Below are 14,305 nucleotides of genomic sequence, written 5' to 3'. Positions count from 1 at the left end.
ACGACCGTGCACGACTGGAAGAGCAAGCACGTACTCGTCACCGGAGGCGCGTCCTTCATCGGGTCCCACCTGGTGGATGCGCTGGTCGGTCGCGGGGCGCGGGTCCGCGTCGTCGACAACCTGTCGAGCGGGCGCCGCGAGAACATCGCCGACCACATCGCGAGCGGAGCCGTCGAGTTCCGCGAGGCCGACCTGCTGCGGTCCGACGTCGTCGACGCCGCCACCGCCGGGACCGACGTCGTGTTCCACATCGCCGCCGACCACGGGGGGCGGGGCTACATCGATCTGCACCAGGTCGCCTGCTCCACCAACCTCGTGCTCGACGGCATGGTCTTCCGCAGCGCCGAGCGGGCGGGAGCGGAGAAGGTCGTCTTCGCGTCGTCGGGCTGCGTCTACCCCGAGCACCTGCAGAACGACCCCGGGGAGCTCCTCTACCTCACGGAGGGCCTCGTGGCGCCGCCGTACGCGGCCGACAACCTCTACGGGTGGGCCAAGCTGATGGGCGAGCTGACGCTGCGGGCCTACTGCGCCGAGGGCCGGCTGGCCGCCGCGTCCGTCCGGTACTTCACCGCCTACGGGCCGCGCTGCCCGGAGAGCCACGCCGTGATGGCGATGATCGCCCGGGCGATGACGGGGCAGGACCCGTTCGAGATCTGGGGCACCGGCGAGCAGGTGCGCAACTGGACGCACGTGCAGGACATCGTCGAGGGCACGATCCGCGCCGCCGAGGAGATCCACGACGGCACTGCGGTCAACATCGGCACGATGGAGCGCACCAGCGTGGTCGAGTGCGCCCGGGAGGTCCTCGCCTACATGGGACGGGAGGCGCGGTTCGTGTTCGACCCCTCCAAGCCGACCGGTCCGTACAACCGGGTGTCGGACCTGACGCTGTGCCGCGAGCTGCTCGGCTGGGAGCCGGAGATCGACTTCAAGACCGGGCTGCGGTCCACCATCGACTGGTACCTCGAGGCCCACGACGAGTCCGAGGTCCGGCGGACCCTCGAGTTCGCCCTGACGGAGCGCCGGCATGCCTGACGCCGACATGCCCGACGCCGAGATGCCCGACGTCGGCGTGCCCGACGCGGCGGCGCCCGTGCTCGGCATGGTCGTCAACCACTACTGGAACTCACCGGACGACGAGGGCCGCGCCCTGCTCGCCCGCACCACCGAGCTGGGCCTGCGGCTGCTCCGCCGCAGTCCCGTGGTCGGCTCGATCGTCCTGGTCGACGGCAGCCCCGGCGCGGACGACGACCTGCGCGCGGTCTGCGACAGCATCGGGGTCCGCTACCACCACGCGGGCCACGAGATCGGCCTGGCGGCGGGCTACAACACGGGCTGGCGGCTGCTCTCCGAGCCCTACGTCGGCCTGATGGCCAACGACATCCTGCCGCACCCGGTGAGCGCGCTGCAGACGCTGCTGGAGGTCGCGATGCGGCCCGACGTCGGCTGCGCCTTCCCGTACCTGAACCTGGGTGACTACGCGACCCAACTGGTGCGGCAGTCGGTACTGCGCCCCACGCAGGTGACCTGCGAGCCCGCCTCGATGACGCTCAACCTCAACGTCTTCCCCCGCGAGGTGCTGGAGGAGGTCGGCGGCGTCGACGAGGGCTACCGGGCCGGCTACTACGACCCGGTGATGGTCCTGCGGATCCGTGAGCTGGGCCGACGCGTCGTGCTGGTGGGCGGAGCGAGCGCGATGCACGTGCACGCCCTGACCAAGGCGGCGGGCGGCAGCACGCTCGGCCTGGACAAGCTGGCCGTGGACGCCCGGCACTTCCGCCGGGAGCACCCCGACTTCCACTCCGAGCACGGGATCTGGAACGTGGCGTTCGCCCGACGGCCGTTCTCCACCACCCGCCGGGTGCAGGCGCTGTGGTGGCTGAGCGAGCACGCGCCGACCGGCTCGCTCCGCTGGGCCCTGCGCAACGTCACGCTGGTGGCCGAGCCCCTGCTGACCCGGTACCCGGCGCGCTTCGGTGCGGGCCGGGGTCCCGCGGGGCGGCCGTCGGCACGGGCACGGCGAGACCGGCCATCAGGAACAGCGTGACGATGATGTTGAAGCTGACCCACGTCGACTCGAAGAGCGAGCCCACCGCGTAGGCGACGATCGCGGCGACCCCCGCGATCCGGTACCGGCGGGCGTCCGCCGTGGCGCCCGGGTCGCCGGCGCCGAGCACCAGCATCGCCCCGAGCAGGGCGACGAAGAGCACGAGGCCGACGGTCCCGTACAGGTAGACGATCTGGAGGTAGGTGTCGTGCGGGTGGCCGAACTCGGCGAGCGAGCCGACGAAGGGCCGCATCGCCAGACCGAACTCGGCGGGTCCGTAGCCCTCGACCGGGCGGCGGGCGGCAGCGGCGACGGTGCCCTGCCACAGGTCCAGGCGCACCGAGCTCGACGTGTCCGACGTGTCGGTGATGGTGCCGAGCCGACCGGTCACGGCCGCGATCAGGTCGGGCCGCAGGAGCCCGACGAGCGAGAGCGCCCAGGTCACGGGCACGAGCACGAGCAGCTTGGTGCCGCGCACGGCCCTGGGTTGCAGGAGCAGTGCCACCGCGAGGGCGACCAGGACCGCCAGCCACGCGCTGCGGGTCTGGGTCAGCACGAGTCCTGCGGATCCGGCGACGCCGGCGACCACCGCCGCCCGGCCGCGGGCGGCGAGCACGACCGCCAGCCCGACCATCGCGAGGTGGATCCCGAAGACGACCGGCGACTCCAGCGTCCCGAAGGGCCGGTAGGAGCCCTCGGCGGTGTTGTAGTTGAAGTCCGGCGCCTCGTAGCCCAGAGACAGGAGCGCGGGCAGGCCGACGGCCAACTGGTAGGCCTCCGCGGCCAGCATGACCGCCAGCGCCGCGCCCAGCCCCCGGACGACGGCGGGTCGCAGCTCGGGGCGCGCCGCGATGCGGAGCACGACGAGTCCGCAGCCGACCGCGACGATCACGCGCTGGGCCGCGGCGAGGTCCACGGGCGCCCCGTCGAGCGGGGCGATGAGGAGCAACCGGGACACCGCCCACGTCGCGAGGGCGACCGCCAGCACCTCCACGCCCCGCAGGGGGCCGGCGGTGACGCGGTAGCGGATCCCCAGCGCCACGACCAGTGCCGCGGTGAGGAACGTGAACCGGATGTCGGTGCGCACGATCTCGTGGGGCACGTAGGACAGCGGGAGCAGCGCCACCACGACCGTGACCGCCCGGTGCCGCGGCCGGCGCACGGCGGGCGGCTCGCCACGGGGATGCACGTCGGCACAGTACCGAGCGCAGGGGAGGGACGCCGTGGACGTCGGACGTGAGGGTGCACGGCGAGGGGGCCGGTCGCGCAGGGAGCTCATCCGTGCCGCCGCGGCTCTCGGGGCGCTCGCCCCGGTCGCGGCGTGCGCCGCGCCGGCCGCGGCGGCACCCAGGACGCTGTCGGCGGGCGGGCCCGAGGGCGTCGACGTCCGCGAGTTCGGCACCGTCGACACCGCGGACGAGTCGTTCGACGCCTACCCGGTGTTCCGGACGGCGGTGGACCAGATGCCCGAGGGGGCGACCCTGTGGGTGCCGCCCGTGCCCCCGGGGCAGGCCTACCGCCTCTCCGCAGAGCTCGACGTGGACCGGCACGTCAACATCGCGGGTTCCTGGGGCCGGGACAAGAACGACGACAACCTCGACGAGGTGTACGGCTCGGTGCTGCGGCCGATCGACGGGGACGCGCAGCAGGCGATGACCTCGCTGGTGCGGGTGCGGCGCTCGTGGGTCCAGCTGGAGGGGATCGCGCTGCGCGGGCACGGCGCCTCCGAGGGCTCGATCGGGCTGCGCTTCTCCGGTGACGGGCCCGGCCGGCACAGCCACGGGGCCACGGCCCGCCGGGTGGTGGGCGTCGAGTTCGGCGCCGGAGCCTGCTTCGGGGACTGGTCCGACCACGCGACGTTGGACTCGTGCGCCCTGAACGGCAACACCGACGGTGTGGTCTTCGAGCGGGACAACCACTTCGACCACTTCGTCACGAACTCGTTCCTGGACGGCAACGCGCGGTCGAGCGTGTTCCTGCCCGACGGCGTCGGGACCGACAACTTCGCCGTCGTCCGCTCGCACCTCGGCTTCTCCGAGTACGGGATCCTGCAGGAGGGGCCCGGGGTGGAGGAGCGGGGCTTCTCCGGTCTCGTCCTCCTCGCCTCGCCGATCGAGTTCGTGTCCCGCCAGCACGTCGCGCTCGGGACCTCGGGCAACATCCGCGTCGAGGGCGGCTACTGGACCTGGGACGGCACCCCCGACTTCCCGGCGTTCAGCATCAGGAACGTGACGCACGGGCCGATCTGGCTCGCGCCCCGCCTCGATCCCGGCTTCGCCAACCCGAACTCGCCCGCACTGGTCGAGGTCGAGGGGTACACGAACCACCCCGTGCACGTGCTGACCCCGCTCAACGACTTCGCCCGGACCGTGCACGCGGGTCCGACGGGCCGACCGGTGGTCCAGGGCTCCTGGGCGCGCGGAGAGGTGCTCGGCTCGCTGGTCGCCGCGCTCGGCGAGGCCGGGCTGATCGAGGACCGGACCACGCCGTGACGGGTGTGGTGGCGAGGGCGGGCGCGGTCGGCGGCGGCCGGGGCGCCGGGCACCCGCCGACCGGTTCCCGGTGGGACCACCTGTGGGCCGTCGTGCCGTTCCTGGCGGTGTCGGTGCTGACCTTCCACTACTCGCCCGACGACGCCCTCATCACCGCCCGCTACGCCCGGAACGTGCTGTCGGGCGCCGGGCTCGCGTTCAACGCCGGTGTCCCGGTGGAGGGGTTCAGCAGTCCGCTGCACCTGGCCCTGACGGTCGGGTCGGCGCTCCTCCCCGGCGGCGTCGTCCTGCTGAAGATGAAGCTGATGTCGATCGTCTTCGGGGTCCTCACCTGCGTCGCCTCCGTCCGGCTCGTCCGGGCGGTGGGCGTTCCGCACTGGGCGCAGGTCGTCGCGCTCGTCGCCGTGGGGGCCTCCTGGCCCCTCGCGGTGTCGGCCACGAACGGTCTCGAGACCAGCCTCGTCGCGTTCCTCACCACCCTGCTGGTCGCGCTCCTGGTCGGGGGCGGGGGCGAGCGGCGTCCGGGCACCACGGCCGCACTGGCCACGGCGCTGGCGCTGGCGCGGCCGGAGTCGATCGGGATGGTGCTGGTGCTCGCGCTCGCCGCCGCGGTGCCGGGGGGCGCCGGTGCCGGACGCCGGTCGGCGTGGGTGCTCGCCCCGCTGCTCGCCGTCGCCGCGACCACGGCGCTGCGCCTGGCGCACTTCGGGGCGCTGCTGCCCAACACCTACTACGCGAAGGAGGAGGGGCTCCTCGAAGGCCTGGCGTCGGGCGCCCGCTACATCCGCAAGAGCCAGCCCGTCTGGGACGTGCTGGGCCGGCCGGGTGCCGACGCGTCGCTGCTCGTGCTGGCGGCGCTCGTCGGCGTGGGCACGGTGGTGGCCTGGCGGCGTCGGCACCTCGTGCCGCTGCCGGCCGTCGTCCTGTTCCAGGGGGCGTTCGTGCTCCGGTCCGGCGGGGACTGGATGCGGGGCGCCCGGTTCCTGGCCCCGGTGATCCCGTCGATCACGGTGCTCGTGGTGGTCGGGCTCGTCGCTGTCGTGGGCGGGTCGGTCGCCCGCGGACGGTGGGCCCCGGCCGGACTGCTCGTGGCGGTCGTGCTCGCCGTGACCTGCTGGCCGGTGACATCGGCCTGGTCACCGGTGTGGCGCGCCGGTGGCGTCGACGACCGCACGCTCATCGAGAACGGCAACTCGGACTTCGACGGTGCCTTCAGCCGGCTCTGGGCGACGGCGCCCGACCAGGTCGCCTGCCTGGGACCGGGGCAGTCGGCGGCGTTCTCCGAGATGGGCCACTTCGGGTTCGCGCTGCCACACCTGCAGATCGTCGACGTGCGCGGCCTGACCGACGCGGAGCTCGCCCGGACCGCGGACGCCGAGGTCCGCAACTTCTACGGCATCGTCGACGAGCGCTGGTTCGAGCCGGCGTCCTCCGTCGGACGCGTGCTGCTCGAACGCCGACCGGAGATGATCCTGTCGATCGACAGCGACCCGCAGGTCGCCCCGCTGGGCGGTGCCTACCGGCTCGTCCGCTCGATCGAGTGGGGCTGGAACAACCCGCTCTCGGTCTACGAGCGGGCCGACTTCTCGTGCGGCCCCGCGCCGTCATGAACGCGTCGCCGCGACGCTTCGGCATGCGGCCCCGCCGAGTCCCGCCCCGACACGGCCACGTCGACGGGCACCGGCGGCACACTCGCGCGGTCGGGCGGACAACTCGCGGAGATGGGGCGCGAGTTTGCCGTTCCCGCCCGGCGAGTTGGCGGTCCGTGCACGGCTGGGTAGGCCGGAGCGGGCGTCAGGAGTCGGGGTCGTCGTCGGCGTCGTCGCGGGCCAGGAACGTCGAGAGCCGCTCGACGGCGTCCTCGAAGGCCGGGTTGAGGTCGACGAACGCCTGCAGGCGGTCGGCCAGCCACTCGATGCTGACCGACTCGCCCTCCCGGCGCTGCGCGAGCTCCTCGATGCCCCGGTCGGTGGAGTACATCGCTACAGGTCCTCGTAGGCCTCGTCGATGAGGGCGTTCTGCTCGACCTCGTGCACCTTCGACGACCCCGCGGCGGGAGCGGCCATCCGGCGGCGCGAGACGCGGCGCCAGCCGACGAGCCGCGGCAGCTTCTCCGGCAGCACCAGCCCGAGGAACGGCCACGCGCCCTGGTTGGCCGGCTCCTCCTGCACCCAGCGGATGTCCTCGGCGTTGGGGTAGCGGTCGAGGACGGCGGCGAGCTGGCGGTCGGCCACCGGGTAGAGCTGCTCGATGCGGACCAGCGCCACGCCGTCGACGCCGCGCTTCTCGCGCTGCGCCGCCAGCTCCCAGTAGATCTTGCCGCTGCACAGCAGGACGCGCTGGACGTCGCCCGCGGGCCCGTCGTTCTCGCGGTAGCGCGGGTCGTCGATCACCGAGCGGAACCGGCCGCCGGTGAAGTCGGAGACCGGGCTGACGACCGCGCGGTTGCGCAGCATCGACTTCGGCGTGAAGCAGATCAGCGGGCGCTGCATCCCGTCCATGGCGTGGCGGCGCAGCAGGTGGAAGTAGTTGGCGGGCTCCGACGGCACGGCGACCGTCATCGACCCCTCCGCGCACAGCGTCAGGAACCGCTCGATGCGGCCCGACGAGTGGTCGGGGCCCTGGCCCTCGAGGCCGTGCGGCAGCAGCAGCGCGACGTCGGAGGTCTGGCCCCACTTCGCCTCACCGGACGAGATGAACTCGTCGATGATCGACTGCGCGCCGTTGACGAAGTCGCCGAACTGCGCCTCCCAGGCCACGAACGCGCTGGGGTTGGCCACCGAGTAGCCGTACTCGAAGCCGACGGCCGCGAACTCCGAGAGCGCCGAGTCGTAGGGCAGGAAGCGCTCCTGGTCCTTGCTCAGGTTGCGCAGCGGGTAGTACTCCTCGCCGGTGCGGCGGTCGATCACGACGGAGTGCCGCTGGACGAACGTGCCGCGGCGGCTGTCCTGCCCGGACAGGCGCACCAGCTTGCCGTCCATCACCAGCGCGCCCATCGCGATGAGCTCGGCGAAGGCCCAGTCGATGTCGCCCTCGCGCGACATCTTGTGGCGCTTCTCCAGCACCGGCTTGACGCGCTGGTGCACGGTGAAGCCCTCGGGCAGCTCGACGTGCGCGTCGCCGATGCGGTGCAGCACCTCCAGCGGGACCGAGGTGTCGAGGTCGGTGGGGATGGACTGCTCGTCCTCCACCGACGGCGACGCGACGGCCGGGGTCTTCTCCAGCTCGCGGACCTCGTTGAACACGTGGTCGAGCTGGTTGGAGAAGTCCTTGAGCGCGTGCTCGGCCTCCTCCATGGAGATGTCGCCGCGCCCGATCAGGGACTCGGTGTAGATCTTGCGGACGCTGCGCTTGGCGTCGATCACGTCGTACATCGCGGGCTGCGTCATCGAGGGGTCGTCGCCCTCGTTGTGGCCGCGGCGGCGGTAGCAGATCATGTCGATCACGACGTCGTTGTGCCAGCGCTCGCGGTACTCCACCGCCAGTTTGGCCACCCAGACGCACGCCTCGGGGTCGTCGCCGTTCACGTGGAAGACCGGCGCGTCGATCATCTTCGCGACGTCGGTGCAGTACTGCGAGGACCGCGAGTGCTCCGGGGCGGTGGTGAAGCCGACCTGGTTGTTGACGACGACGTGCACGGTGCCGCCGGTGCGGTAGCCGCGCAGCTTCGCGAGGTTGAGCGTCTCGGCGACGACGCCCTGGCCCGCGAACGCCGCGTCGCCGTGCATCATCAGCGGCAGGACGGTGAAGCCGCCCTCGCCCTTGTCGAGCAGGTCCTGCTTGGCGCGGACGAGGCCCTCCAGGACCGGGTCGACGGCCTCGAGGTGCGACGGGTTGGACGCCAGCGACACCACGGTCTCGCCGTCGCCGAACATCCGGAAGTACTTGCCCTCGGCGCCCAGGTGGTACTTGACGTCGCCGGAGCCGTGGGCCTGGCCCGGGTCGAGGTTGCCCTCGAACTCGCGGAAGATCTGGCTGATCGGCTTGCCGACGATGTTGGCGAGCACGTTGAGCCGGCCGCGGTGCGGCATGCCGACGACGACCTCGTCGAGCTCGTGCTCGGCGGCCTTGTCGAGCACCGCGTCGAGCAGCGGGATGACGGTCTCGCCGCCCTCGAGGGAGAACCGCTTCTGGCCGACGTACTTGGTCTGCAGGAACGTCTCGAACGCCTCGGCCGCGTTGAGCTTGGACAGGATGTACTTCTGCTCGGCCGCGTGCGGCTTCTGGTGCGGGACCTCGATGCGCTCCTGCAGCCAGGTGCGCTGCTCGGGGTCGGCGATGTGCATGTACTCGGTGCCGACGGTCCGGCAGTAGGAGTCGCGCAGCAGGCCCAGCACGTCGCGCAGCTTCATCCGCTCGCGCCCGCCGAAGCCGCCGCAGGCGAACTCGCGATCGAGGTCCCACAGCGTGAGGCTGTGCGACAGGACGTCGAGGTCGGGGTGGCGGCGCTGACGGTAGTTGAGCGGGTCGGTGTCGGCCATGAGGTGGCCGCGCGTGCGGTAGGCGTCGATCAGCTCGATGACGCGGGCGGTCTTGTCGACGGCGCCGTCGGGGATGTCCTGCACCCAGCGCACGGGCTCGTAGGGCACCCGGAGCGAGCGGAAGATGTCGTCGTAGAAGTCGTCCTCGCCCAGCAGGAGCTGGTGGACGCGGCGCAGGAAGTCGCCGGACTCGGCACCCTGGATGATGCGGTGGTCGTAGGTCGACGTCAGGGTGATGATCTTGCTGATGCCGATCTGGGCGAGCCGCTCGTCGCTGGCGCCCTGGAACTCGGCCGGGTACTCCATCGCGCCGACGCCGACGATCGTGCCCTGGCCCTGCATCAGGCGCGGCACCGAGTGGTTGGTGCCCAGCGTGCCCGGGTTGGTGAGGCTGATCGTGGTGCCGGCGAAGTCCTCACCGGTGAGCGCGCCGTTGCGGGCCTTGCGGACGATGTCCTCGTAGGCCGACCAGAACTGGGCGAAGGTCATCGCCTCGCAGCCCTTGATCGAGACGACGACGAGCGAGCGCTGCCCGTTCCTGCCGGGCAGGTCGATGGCCAGGCCGAGGTTGACGTGGTCGGGCTGGACGACGGTGGGCTTGCCCTCGGCCTCGACGAAGTGGCGGTTCATCACCGGGAACGCGGCAAGCGCCTTGACGACCGCGTAGCCGATCAGGTGCGTGAAGCTGATCTTGCCACCGCGGGTGCGCTTGAGCTGGTTGTTGATGACGACGCGGTTGTCGGCGAGCAGCTTCGCGGGCACCGCGCGCACGCTGGTGGCCGTGGGCACGGCCAGCGAGGCGTTCATGTTCTTGACGACGGCGTTGGCGGCACCGCGGATCGGCGTGGACTCGCCGTCGCCGCCGATCGGGGCGCTCGGCTTCGCGGCCTGGCTCGACGAGCCGGCGGCGGGCTTCGCCTTCTCCGCGGCGGGCGCGGCCTTCTTCTCCGCGGGCGCGGCGGCCTTCTTCTCCGGGGCGGCCTTCTCCGGCGCGGTGCGGCCGGGCTCCTTCTTCGCGGGCGCTGCGCCGTTGGCGGCGGGCGGTTCCATGGCGGCGCGGTCGGCCGTGCGGCGGTCCTCGCTGGGCTCCGCGGGCTCGGCCTTCGGCGTCGGTGCCGGGCCGGGTTCGGTCGACGGCGAGGCGGCGGCGCCGTTGGTGTCGGCGGGCGTGCCGTCCCCGGGACGGTAGTCGGCGAAGAACTCGTGCCATGCGGGGTCGACCGTGGACGGGTCGTCGAGGAAGCGCTGGTACATCTCCTCGACGAGCCACTCGTTGGGACCGAAGTCGCTGGCCGGGTTCGAGGTACTGCTGCTGGACACGCTGTGGACCGCCTTGATCGGATCGCGTCTTCGCCGGGACTTCACGCCAGGTTAGTCCCCGACGTCCGACGCGGGTATCGCGGCAGAGGTGACGGCGGGGAGACATCGGGCACCAGGTGGTGGCGGGTGCGCCGTCCGGCCCTGCGCGGGATGATCCGGGCCCCCGAGGAGAGGACGCCCGTGAGCCGCCCACCGCTTCCCCCGTTCGACGCCACGACCGCCGCCCGCAAGGTCCAGGCCGCCGAGGACGCCTGGAACACCCGCGACCCGGAGAAGGTCGCCGCGGCCTACAGCGAGGACTCCGTCTGGCGCAACCGCGACCGCTTCGTCACCGGCCGCGCCGAGATCGCGGAGTTCCTGCGCGGCAAGTGGGACCGCGAGCTCGAGTACGCGCTGCGCAAGGACCTGTGGGCGTTCGAGGGGAACCGGATCGCGGTCCGGTTCCAGTACGAGTGCCGCGACGTCGACGGGCAGTGGTGGCGCTCCTACGGCAACGAGCTGTGGGAGTTCGACGCCGAGGGCTACATGCGGCGCCGGGAGGCGAGCATCGACGACGTGCCGATCGAGGAGTCCGAGCGGCGCATCCACGGGCCGCGGCCGGAGTCCGACCACGGCGGGGCGGAGCAGCCGCTGCGGTAGCCGCTAGGGCTGCTCGCCCAGCTCGTCGACGATCGCGCTGTGCACGGCCGTCTCGCCGATCAGCGTGTGGAGCGGCAGGTCGCAGCGCGACTCGGTGCGCGTGGTGTCGCGCTCGCCCGCGAACTGGCCGTCGGCGATGTCGATCATCAGCTCGGTGCGGGTGCGCCCGGCGTCGTGGACGAGGACGAGGCACTCGCGGCCGTCGAAGGCCGCCGTGCCGTCGGCGAGCGTGACGCCGGGCAGCCCGGTGAGCGCCTGGTAGAGCACCCCGCGCAGGTCTGCGGGCACGAGGCAGGTGCGCAGGACGTCGACGGCGCCGCTGAACGGCGACGCCCAGCGGCCCGGGTGGTCGTCCTGCAGGCGCTGCAGGAGCGCGGCCGGGTCGCGGGGCAGGCGCTCGAGGAACTCCGGCGTCGGCGCCTGCCAGCTGCCGCGGCGGCGCTGGGAGGGCTCGACGCAGCGGTCGCGCTCGCGGTGGAACTCGCCGTAGGGCGCCCGGAACAGCCCGACCGGGGCGACGTCGTGCAGCTCGAACCCGTCCTCCTGCGCCTGCTCCAGTGAGCCGCTGAGCCAGCGCTGGCGGCCGGTCAGGGAGCGGTCGAGCAGCCAGTCGCGGTCGGGCTGTGCGGGGATCCAGGTGCGCAGCCGGTGCTCGGTCAGGTGCTGGTGAGCGCCGAAGCTGCCCAGCCACCACGCGTCCGTCGCCACGAACCGGTACTGCTCCGGCCCCATCGGGTCGTCGGAGGTGGCGATGACGAGGTCGAGCAACGCACGCTCCCGGGGGTCGGTGACGAGGACCGGTACTCCTCAGAGTGTGATCCGGTCACCGCTCGTCACCGACACGGGCCCCCCGTCACCTACTGCAGCCACTCCTTCACCTGCGACAACACCTTCTGCGGGTCGGTGCTGATCGGGTTGACGTGGAGGTGGGTCACCCCCGCCTCACGCAGCGCAGCGATCCGCTCCTTGACGAACGACGGCGGGCCGATCAGCGAGGTGTGCGCGAGGAACTCCTCGGGCAGCGACTCCGCGGCCTCCTGCTTCTTGCCGTCGAGGTAGAGGTCCTGCACGGTCTTCGCCTCGTCGGCGTAGCCCTGGCGCTGGAAGACGGTGTTGTAGAAGTTCTTGCCGCGCGCGCCCATGCCGCCCAGGTACAGCGCGCTCATGTGCCGGTGCATCTGCCGCGCGCCGTCCATCATGTCGTCCTCGATGGCGAGGATGCCGCCGCCGGTGATCTGCAGCGTGCCGAGCTCGGGGGCGCGCTTCGCGGTGCCGGCGTCGAGGGCGGCGCCGAACGTCTCGCGCATCCGCTCCGGCAGCACGACGTGGGGCAGCCAGCCCTGTGCGAGTTCCGCGGTCAGCTCGACGTTCTTGTCGCCCAGCGCAGCGATCCAGATCGGGATGTCGGAGCGCTTCGGGTGGTTGATCAGCTTGAGCGGCTTGCCCAGCCCGGTGCCCTGCCCCTCGGGCAGCGGGATCGAGTAGAGGCCCTCGTGCTGGACCTTCTCCCGGCGCCACACCTGCCGGCAGATGTCGATGACCTCGCGGGTGCGCGCCACCGGCTTGTCGTAGGGGACGCCGTGGAAGCCCTCGATGACCTGCGGGCCGGACGCGCCCAGGCCCAGGATCATGCGGCCGCCGCTCAGGGCGTCGAGCCCCGCCGCCGTCATCGCGGTGAGGGTGGGGGTGCGGCTGTAGATCGGGAGGATGCCCGAGCCGATCTGGAGCCGCTCGGTGCGCGCCGCGAGGTAGCCCATCAGCGAGACGGCGTCGAAGCTGTACGCCTCCGCCACCCAGACGACGTCGAGCCCCGCCTTCTCCAGGCCGACCACCGCCTCGGCGTTGTTGATCGGGTCGTCGCCGTACTGGAGTTGAGTCGACAGCAGCATGCGGCGATGTTACCGACGGGTCACGTCACGTCCAGGGGGAGACGGGACGCGTCACGTCGACGCCGTCGAGGCGCACGTCGACGTGCTCGGTGAAGAACGAGACGAGCCCGGCGAGCGCCTCCGAGCCCGGCAGCGGCTCCGGGTAGCGCCAGGCGATGTCGCGGCCGCCGGCGGCGTCGTAGCGGGCGACGCCCTTGTAGGCGCACTCGGTGACGGTGGTGCTCGGCGTCAGCAGCTCGGTGCGGACGTCCTCGGGCGGGAGGTACCAGCGCACCGGCAGCCACGTCTCGGTGACCAGCACCGGGCGCCGGCTCTCGGCGAGGACCTGCCCGTGCAGCGCGATCCGGACGTGCCGCGAGGACTGCCGGGCGTCGACGCGGTGGAAGGGGTCGCGGGGGTGGCCGACGACCGGCTCGTCCTCCTCGGTCCAGTCCAGCGCCGTGAAGTCGACGAACACGTAGCCGGCGAGCTCGGGGTCGGCGGGGCGGAACGCGGCGCCCACCCGCTCGGAGCCGCCGAGGCGGATCGTCAGGGGCTCGCCGTCGCTGGTGTGCACGCCGAAGCCGGTGTCGGGCGTCAGCACCGAACGGCCCTCGGGGCCCAGCGGCTGGGCTCCGGGCCCGTAGCGGGGGCCGTCGCCGCCGGGCAGGAGCTCGGCCACCACGTCCGCGGCGGGCACCGCGTACTGCGGCACCACACGTCCGGGCTCCCAGACGAGCAGGGCCTCGGTCGTGTCGAGGGCCGGGACGCCGTCGAGGGCGGCCCGCAGCCGCACCGGGGTGGGCTCGACCCGCAGCTCACCGAAGGACCCCGCCACGTGCTCCGCCATCCGCACCGCCATGGGACGACTGTCCTCCGGTGCGCAACCCCCGGCTCGCACACAGCTCCGGGGGCTCGCACACAGGGCCGGACCTGTGTGCGAGCCCCGCGGCCTGTGTGCGAGCCGGGGTGCGGGGGCCCGGGTAGGGTCGCCGCCCGTGGGGTTCCGGGTCGTGCCTGCCGCGTACGTGCTGCTGATCGACGCCGGGGAGCGCGTCCTGCTGCAGCTGCGCCGGGGCACCGGCTACCGCGACGGCTTCTGGGCCGCCGCGGCCGCGGGGCACGTCGAGGCCGACGAGCCGGTGTTCGCTGCGGCGTGCCGGGAGGCCGCCGAGGAGCTGGGGATCGTCGTCGAGCAGCGCGACCTCGTCCCCCTGACGACCATGCACCGCACGCACGGCAACGGCCTGGAGATCGACGAGCGCGTCGACTTCTTCTTCGCCTGCCGCCGCTGGACCGGCGAGCCGCGCACGATGGAGCCCGAGCGGAGCGCCGGGCTGGGCTGGTACCCGCTCGACGCGCTGCCCGAGCCCGTCGTCCCGCACGAGCTGTTCGTCCTCGAGGGCCTGCGCCGCGGCGACCTGCCGGTGATCACCGCCTTCGGCTTCGCGTAGGGAC

The 14,305-nt window shown here is 72.6% G+C and carries 12 protein-coding genes; 6 read left to right on the top strand and 6 right to left on the bottom strand.

Annotated elements, in window-relative coordinates; translation table 11 throughout:
* Positions 1–6 precede the first annotated feature (6 nt).
* Together I4I82_RS08580 and I4I82_RS08575 are read left to right on the top strand one after the other, a co-directional pair.
* On the top strand, positions 7–1,035 hold the full coding sequence (locus I4I82_RS08580; RefSeq protein WP_226369946.1) for an NAD-dependent epimerase/dehydratase family protein: 1,029 nt from the start codon (positions 7–9) through the stop codon (positions 1,033–1,035).
* Complete coding sequence (locus I4I82_RS08575; RefSeq protein WP_218590160.1) at positions 1,028–2,047, top strand: glycosyltransferase family 2 protein; 1,020 nt, start codon at positions 1,028–1,030, stop codon at positions 2,045–2,047. Before I4I82_RS08580 ends, I4I82_RS08575 begins: the two co-directional genes overlap by 8 nt.
* Here the strand turns inward: I4I82_RS08575 and I4I82_RS08570 are convergent.
* Positions 1,929–3,236: an O-antigen ligase family protein gene (locus I4I82_RS08570; RefSeq protein WP_218590161.1), complete on the bottom strand. Its 1,308-nt coding sequence runs from the start codon at positions 3,234–3,236 to the stop codon at positions 1,929–1,931. The two genes, I4I82_RS08575 and I4I82_RS08570, sit on opposite strands and share 119 nt — an antisense overlap.
* Positions 3,237–3,270: 34 nt before the next feature.
* Between I4I82_RS08570 and I4I82_RS08565 the strand changes: the two genes are divergently transcribed.
* Positions 3,271–4,539, top strand: a complete 1,269-nt coding sequence (locus I4I82_RS08565; protein ID WP_218590162.1) for a hypothetical protein — start codon at positions 3,271–3,273, stop codon at positions 4,537–4,539.
* Entirely contained in the window at positions 4,536–6,149 is a 1,614-nt protein-coding gene (locus tag I4I82_RS08560) for a hypothetical protein (RefSeq protein WP_218590163.1), read from the top strand. The genes I4I82_RS08565 and I4I82_RS08560 overlap by 4 nt, the downstream gene beginning before the upstream one ends.
* Positions 6,150–6,333: 184 nt before the next feature.
* On the opposite strand, the gene I4I82_RS08555 is transcribed toward I4I82_RS08560, so the two are convergent.
* Entirely contained in the window at positions 6,334–6,519 is a 186-nt protein-coding gene (locus I4I82_RS08555; RefSeq protein WP_218590164.1) for a DUF6104 family protein, read from the bottom strand.
* A 2-nt stretch (positions 6,520–6,521) separates the two neighbouring features.
* Positions 6,522–10,274, bottom strand: a complete 3,753-nt coding sequence (locus I4I82_RS08550; RefSeq protein ID WP_225921243.1) for a multifunctional oxoglutarate decarboxylase/oxoglutarate dehydrogenase thiamine pyrophosphate-binding subunit/dihydrolipoyllysine-residue succinyltransferase subunit — start codon at positions 10,272–10,274, stop codon at positions 6,522–6,524.
* 216 nt (positions 10,275–10,490) lie between these two features.
* Here I4I82_RS08550 and I4I82_RS08545 point away from each other — a divergent pair, with 216 nt between their 5' ends.
* The gene (locus I4I82_RS08545; protein WP_218590174.1) at positions 10,491–10,979 is read left to right on the top strand and encodes a nuclear transport factor 2 family protein; all 489 of its coding nucleotides are present in this window, start codon (positions 10,491–10,493) and stop codon (positions 10,977–10,979) included.
* Between the two features lie 3 nt (positions 10,980–10,982).
* On the opposite strand, the gene I4I82_RS08540 is transcribed toward I4I82_RS08545, so the two are convergent.
* The 3 genes from I4I82_RS08540 to I4I82_RS08530 form a co-directional block, all read right to left on the bottom strand.
* Positions 10,983–11,747, bottom strand: coding sequence for a hypothetical protein (locus I4I82_RS08540; protein WP_218590166.1), 765 nt, complete (start codon positions 11,745–11,747; stop codon positions 10,983–10,985).
* 89 nt (positions 11,748–11,836) lie between these two features.
* Positions 11,837–12,868 (bottom strand): LLM class F420-dependent oxidoreductase, encoded by a 1,032-nt coding sequence (locus tag I4I82_RS08535; RefSeq protein WP_218590167.1) that lies wholly within the window; start codon positions 12,866–12,868, stop codon positions 11,837–11,839.
* Between the two features lie 25 nt (positions 12,869–12,893).
* The gene (locus I4I82_RS08530) at positions 12,894–13,709 is read right to left on the bottom strand and encodes a DUF427 domain-containing protein (RefSeq protein WP_218590168.1); all 816 of its coding nucleotides are present in this window, start codon (positions 13,707–13,709) and stop codon (positions 12,894–12,896) included.
* A gap of 136 nt (positions 13,710–13,845) precedes the next feature.
* Here I4I82_RS08530 and I4I82_RS08525 point away from each other — a divergent pair, with 136 nt between their 5' ends.
* Positions 13,846–14,301 (top strand): NUDIX domain-containing protein, encoded by a 456-nt coding sequence (locus I4I82_RS08525; RefSeq protein ID WP_226369945.1) that lies wholly within the window; start codon positions 13,846–13,848, stop codon positions 14,299–14,301.
* Positions 14,302–14,305: the final 4 nt, after the last annotated feature.

This window comes from Pseudonocardia oceani (assembly GCF_019263585.2).
Classification (GTDB): Bacteria; Actinomycetota; Actinomycetes; order Mycobacteriales; family Pseudonocardiaceae; genus Pseudonocardia; species Pseudonocardia oceani.
This window is presented reverse-complemented; position numbering and strand designations above follow the sequence as displayed.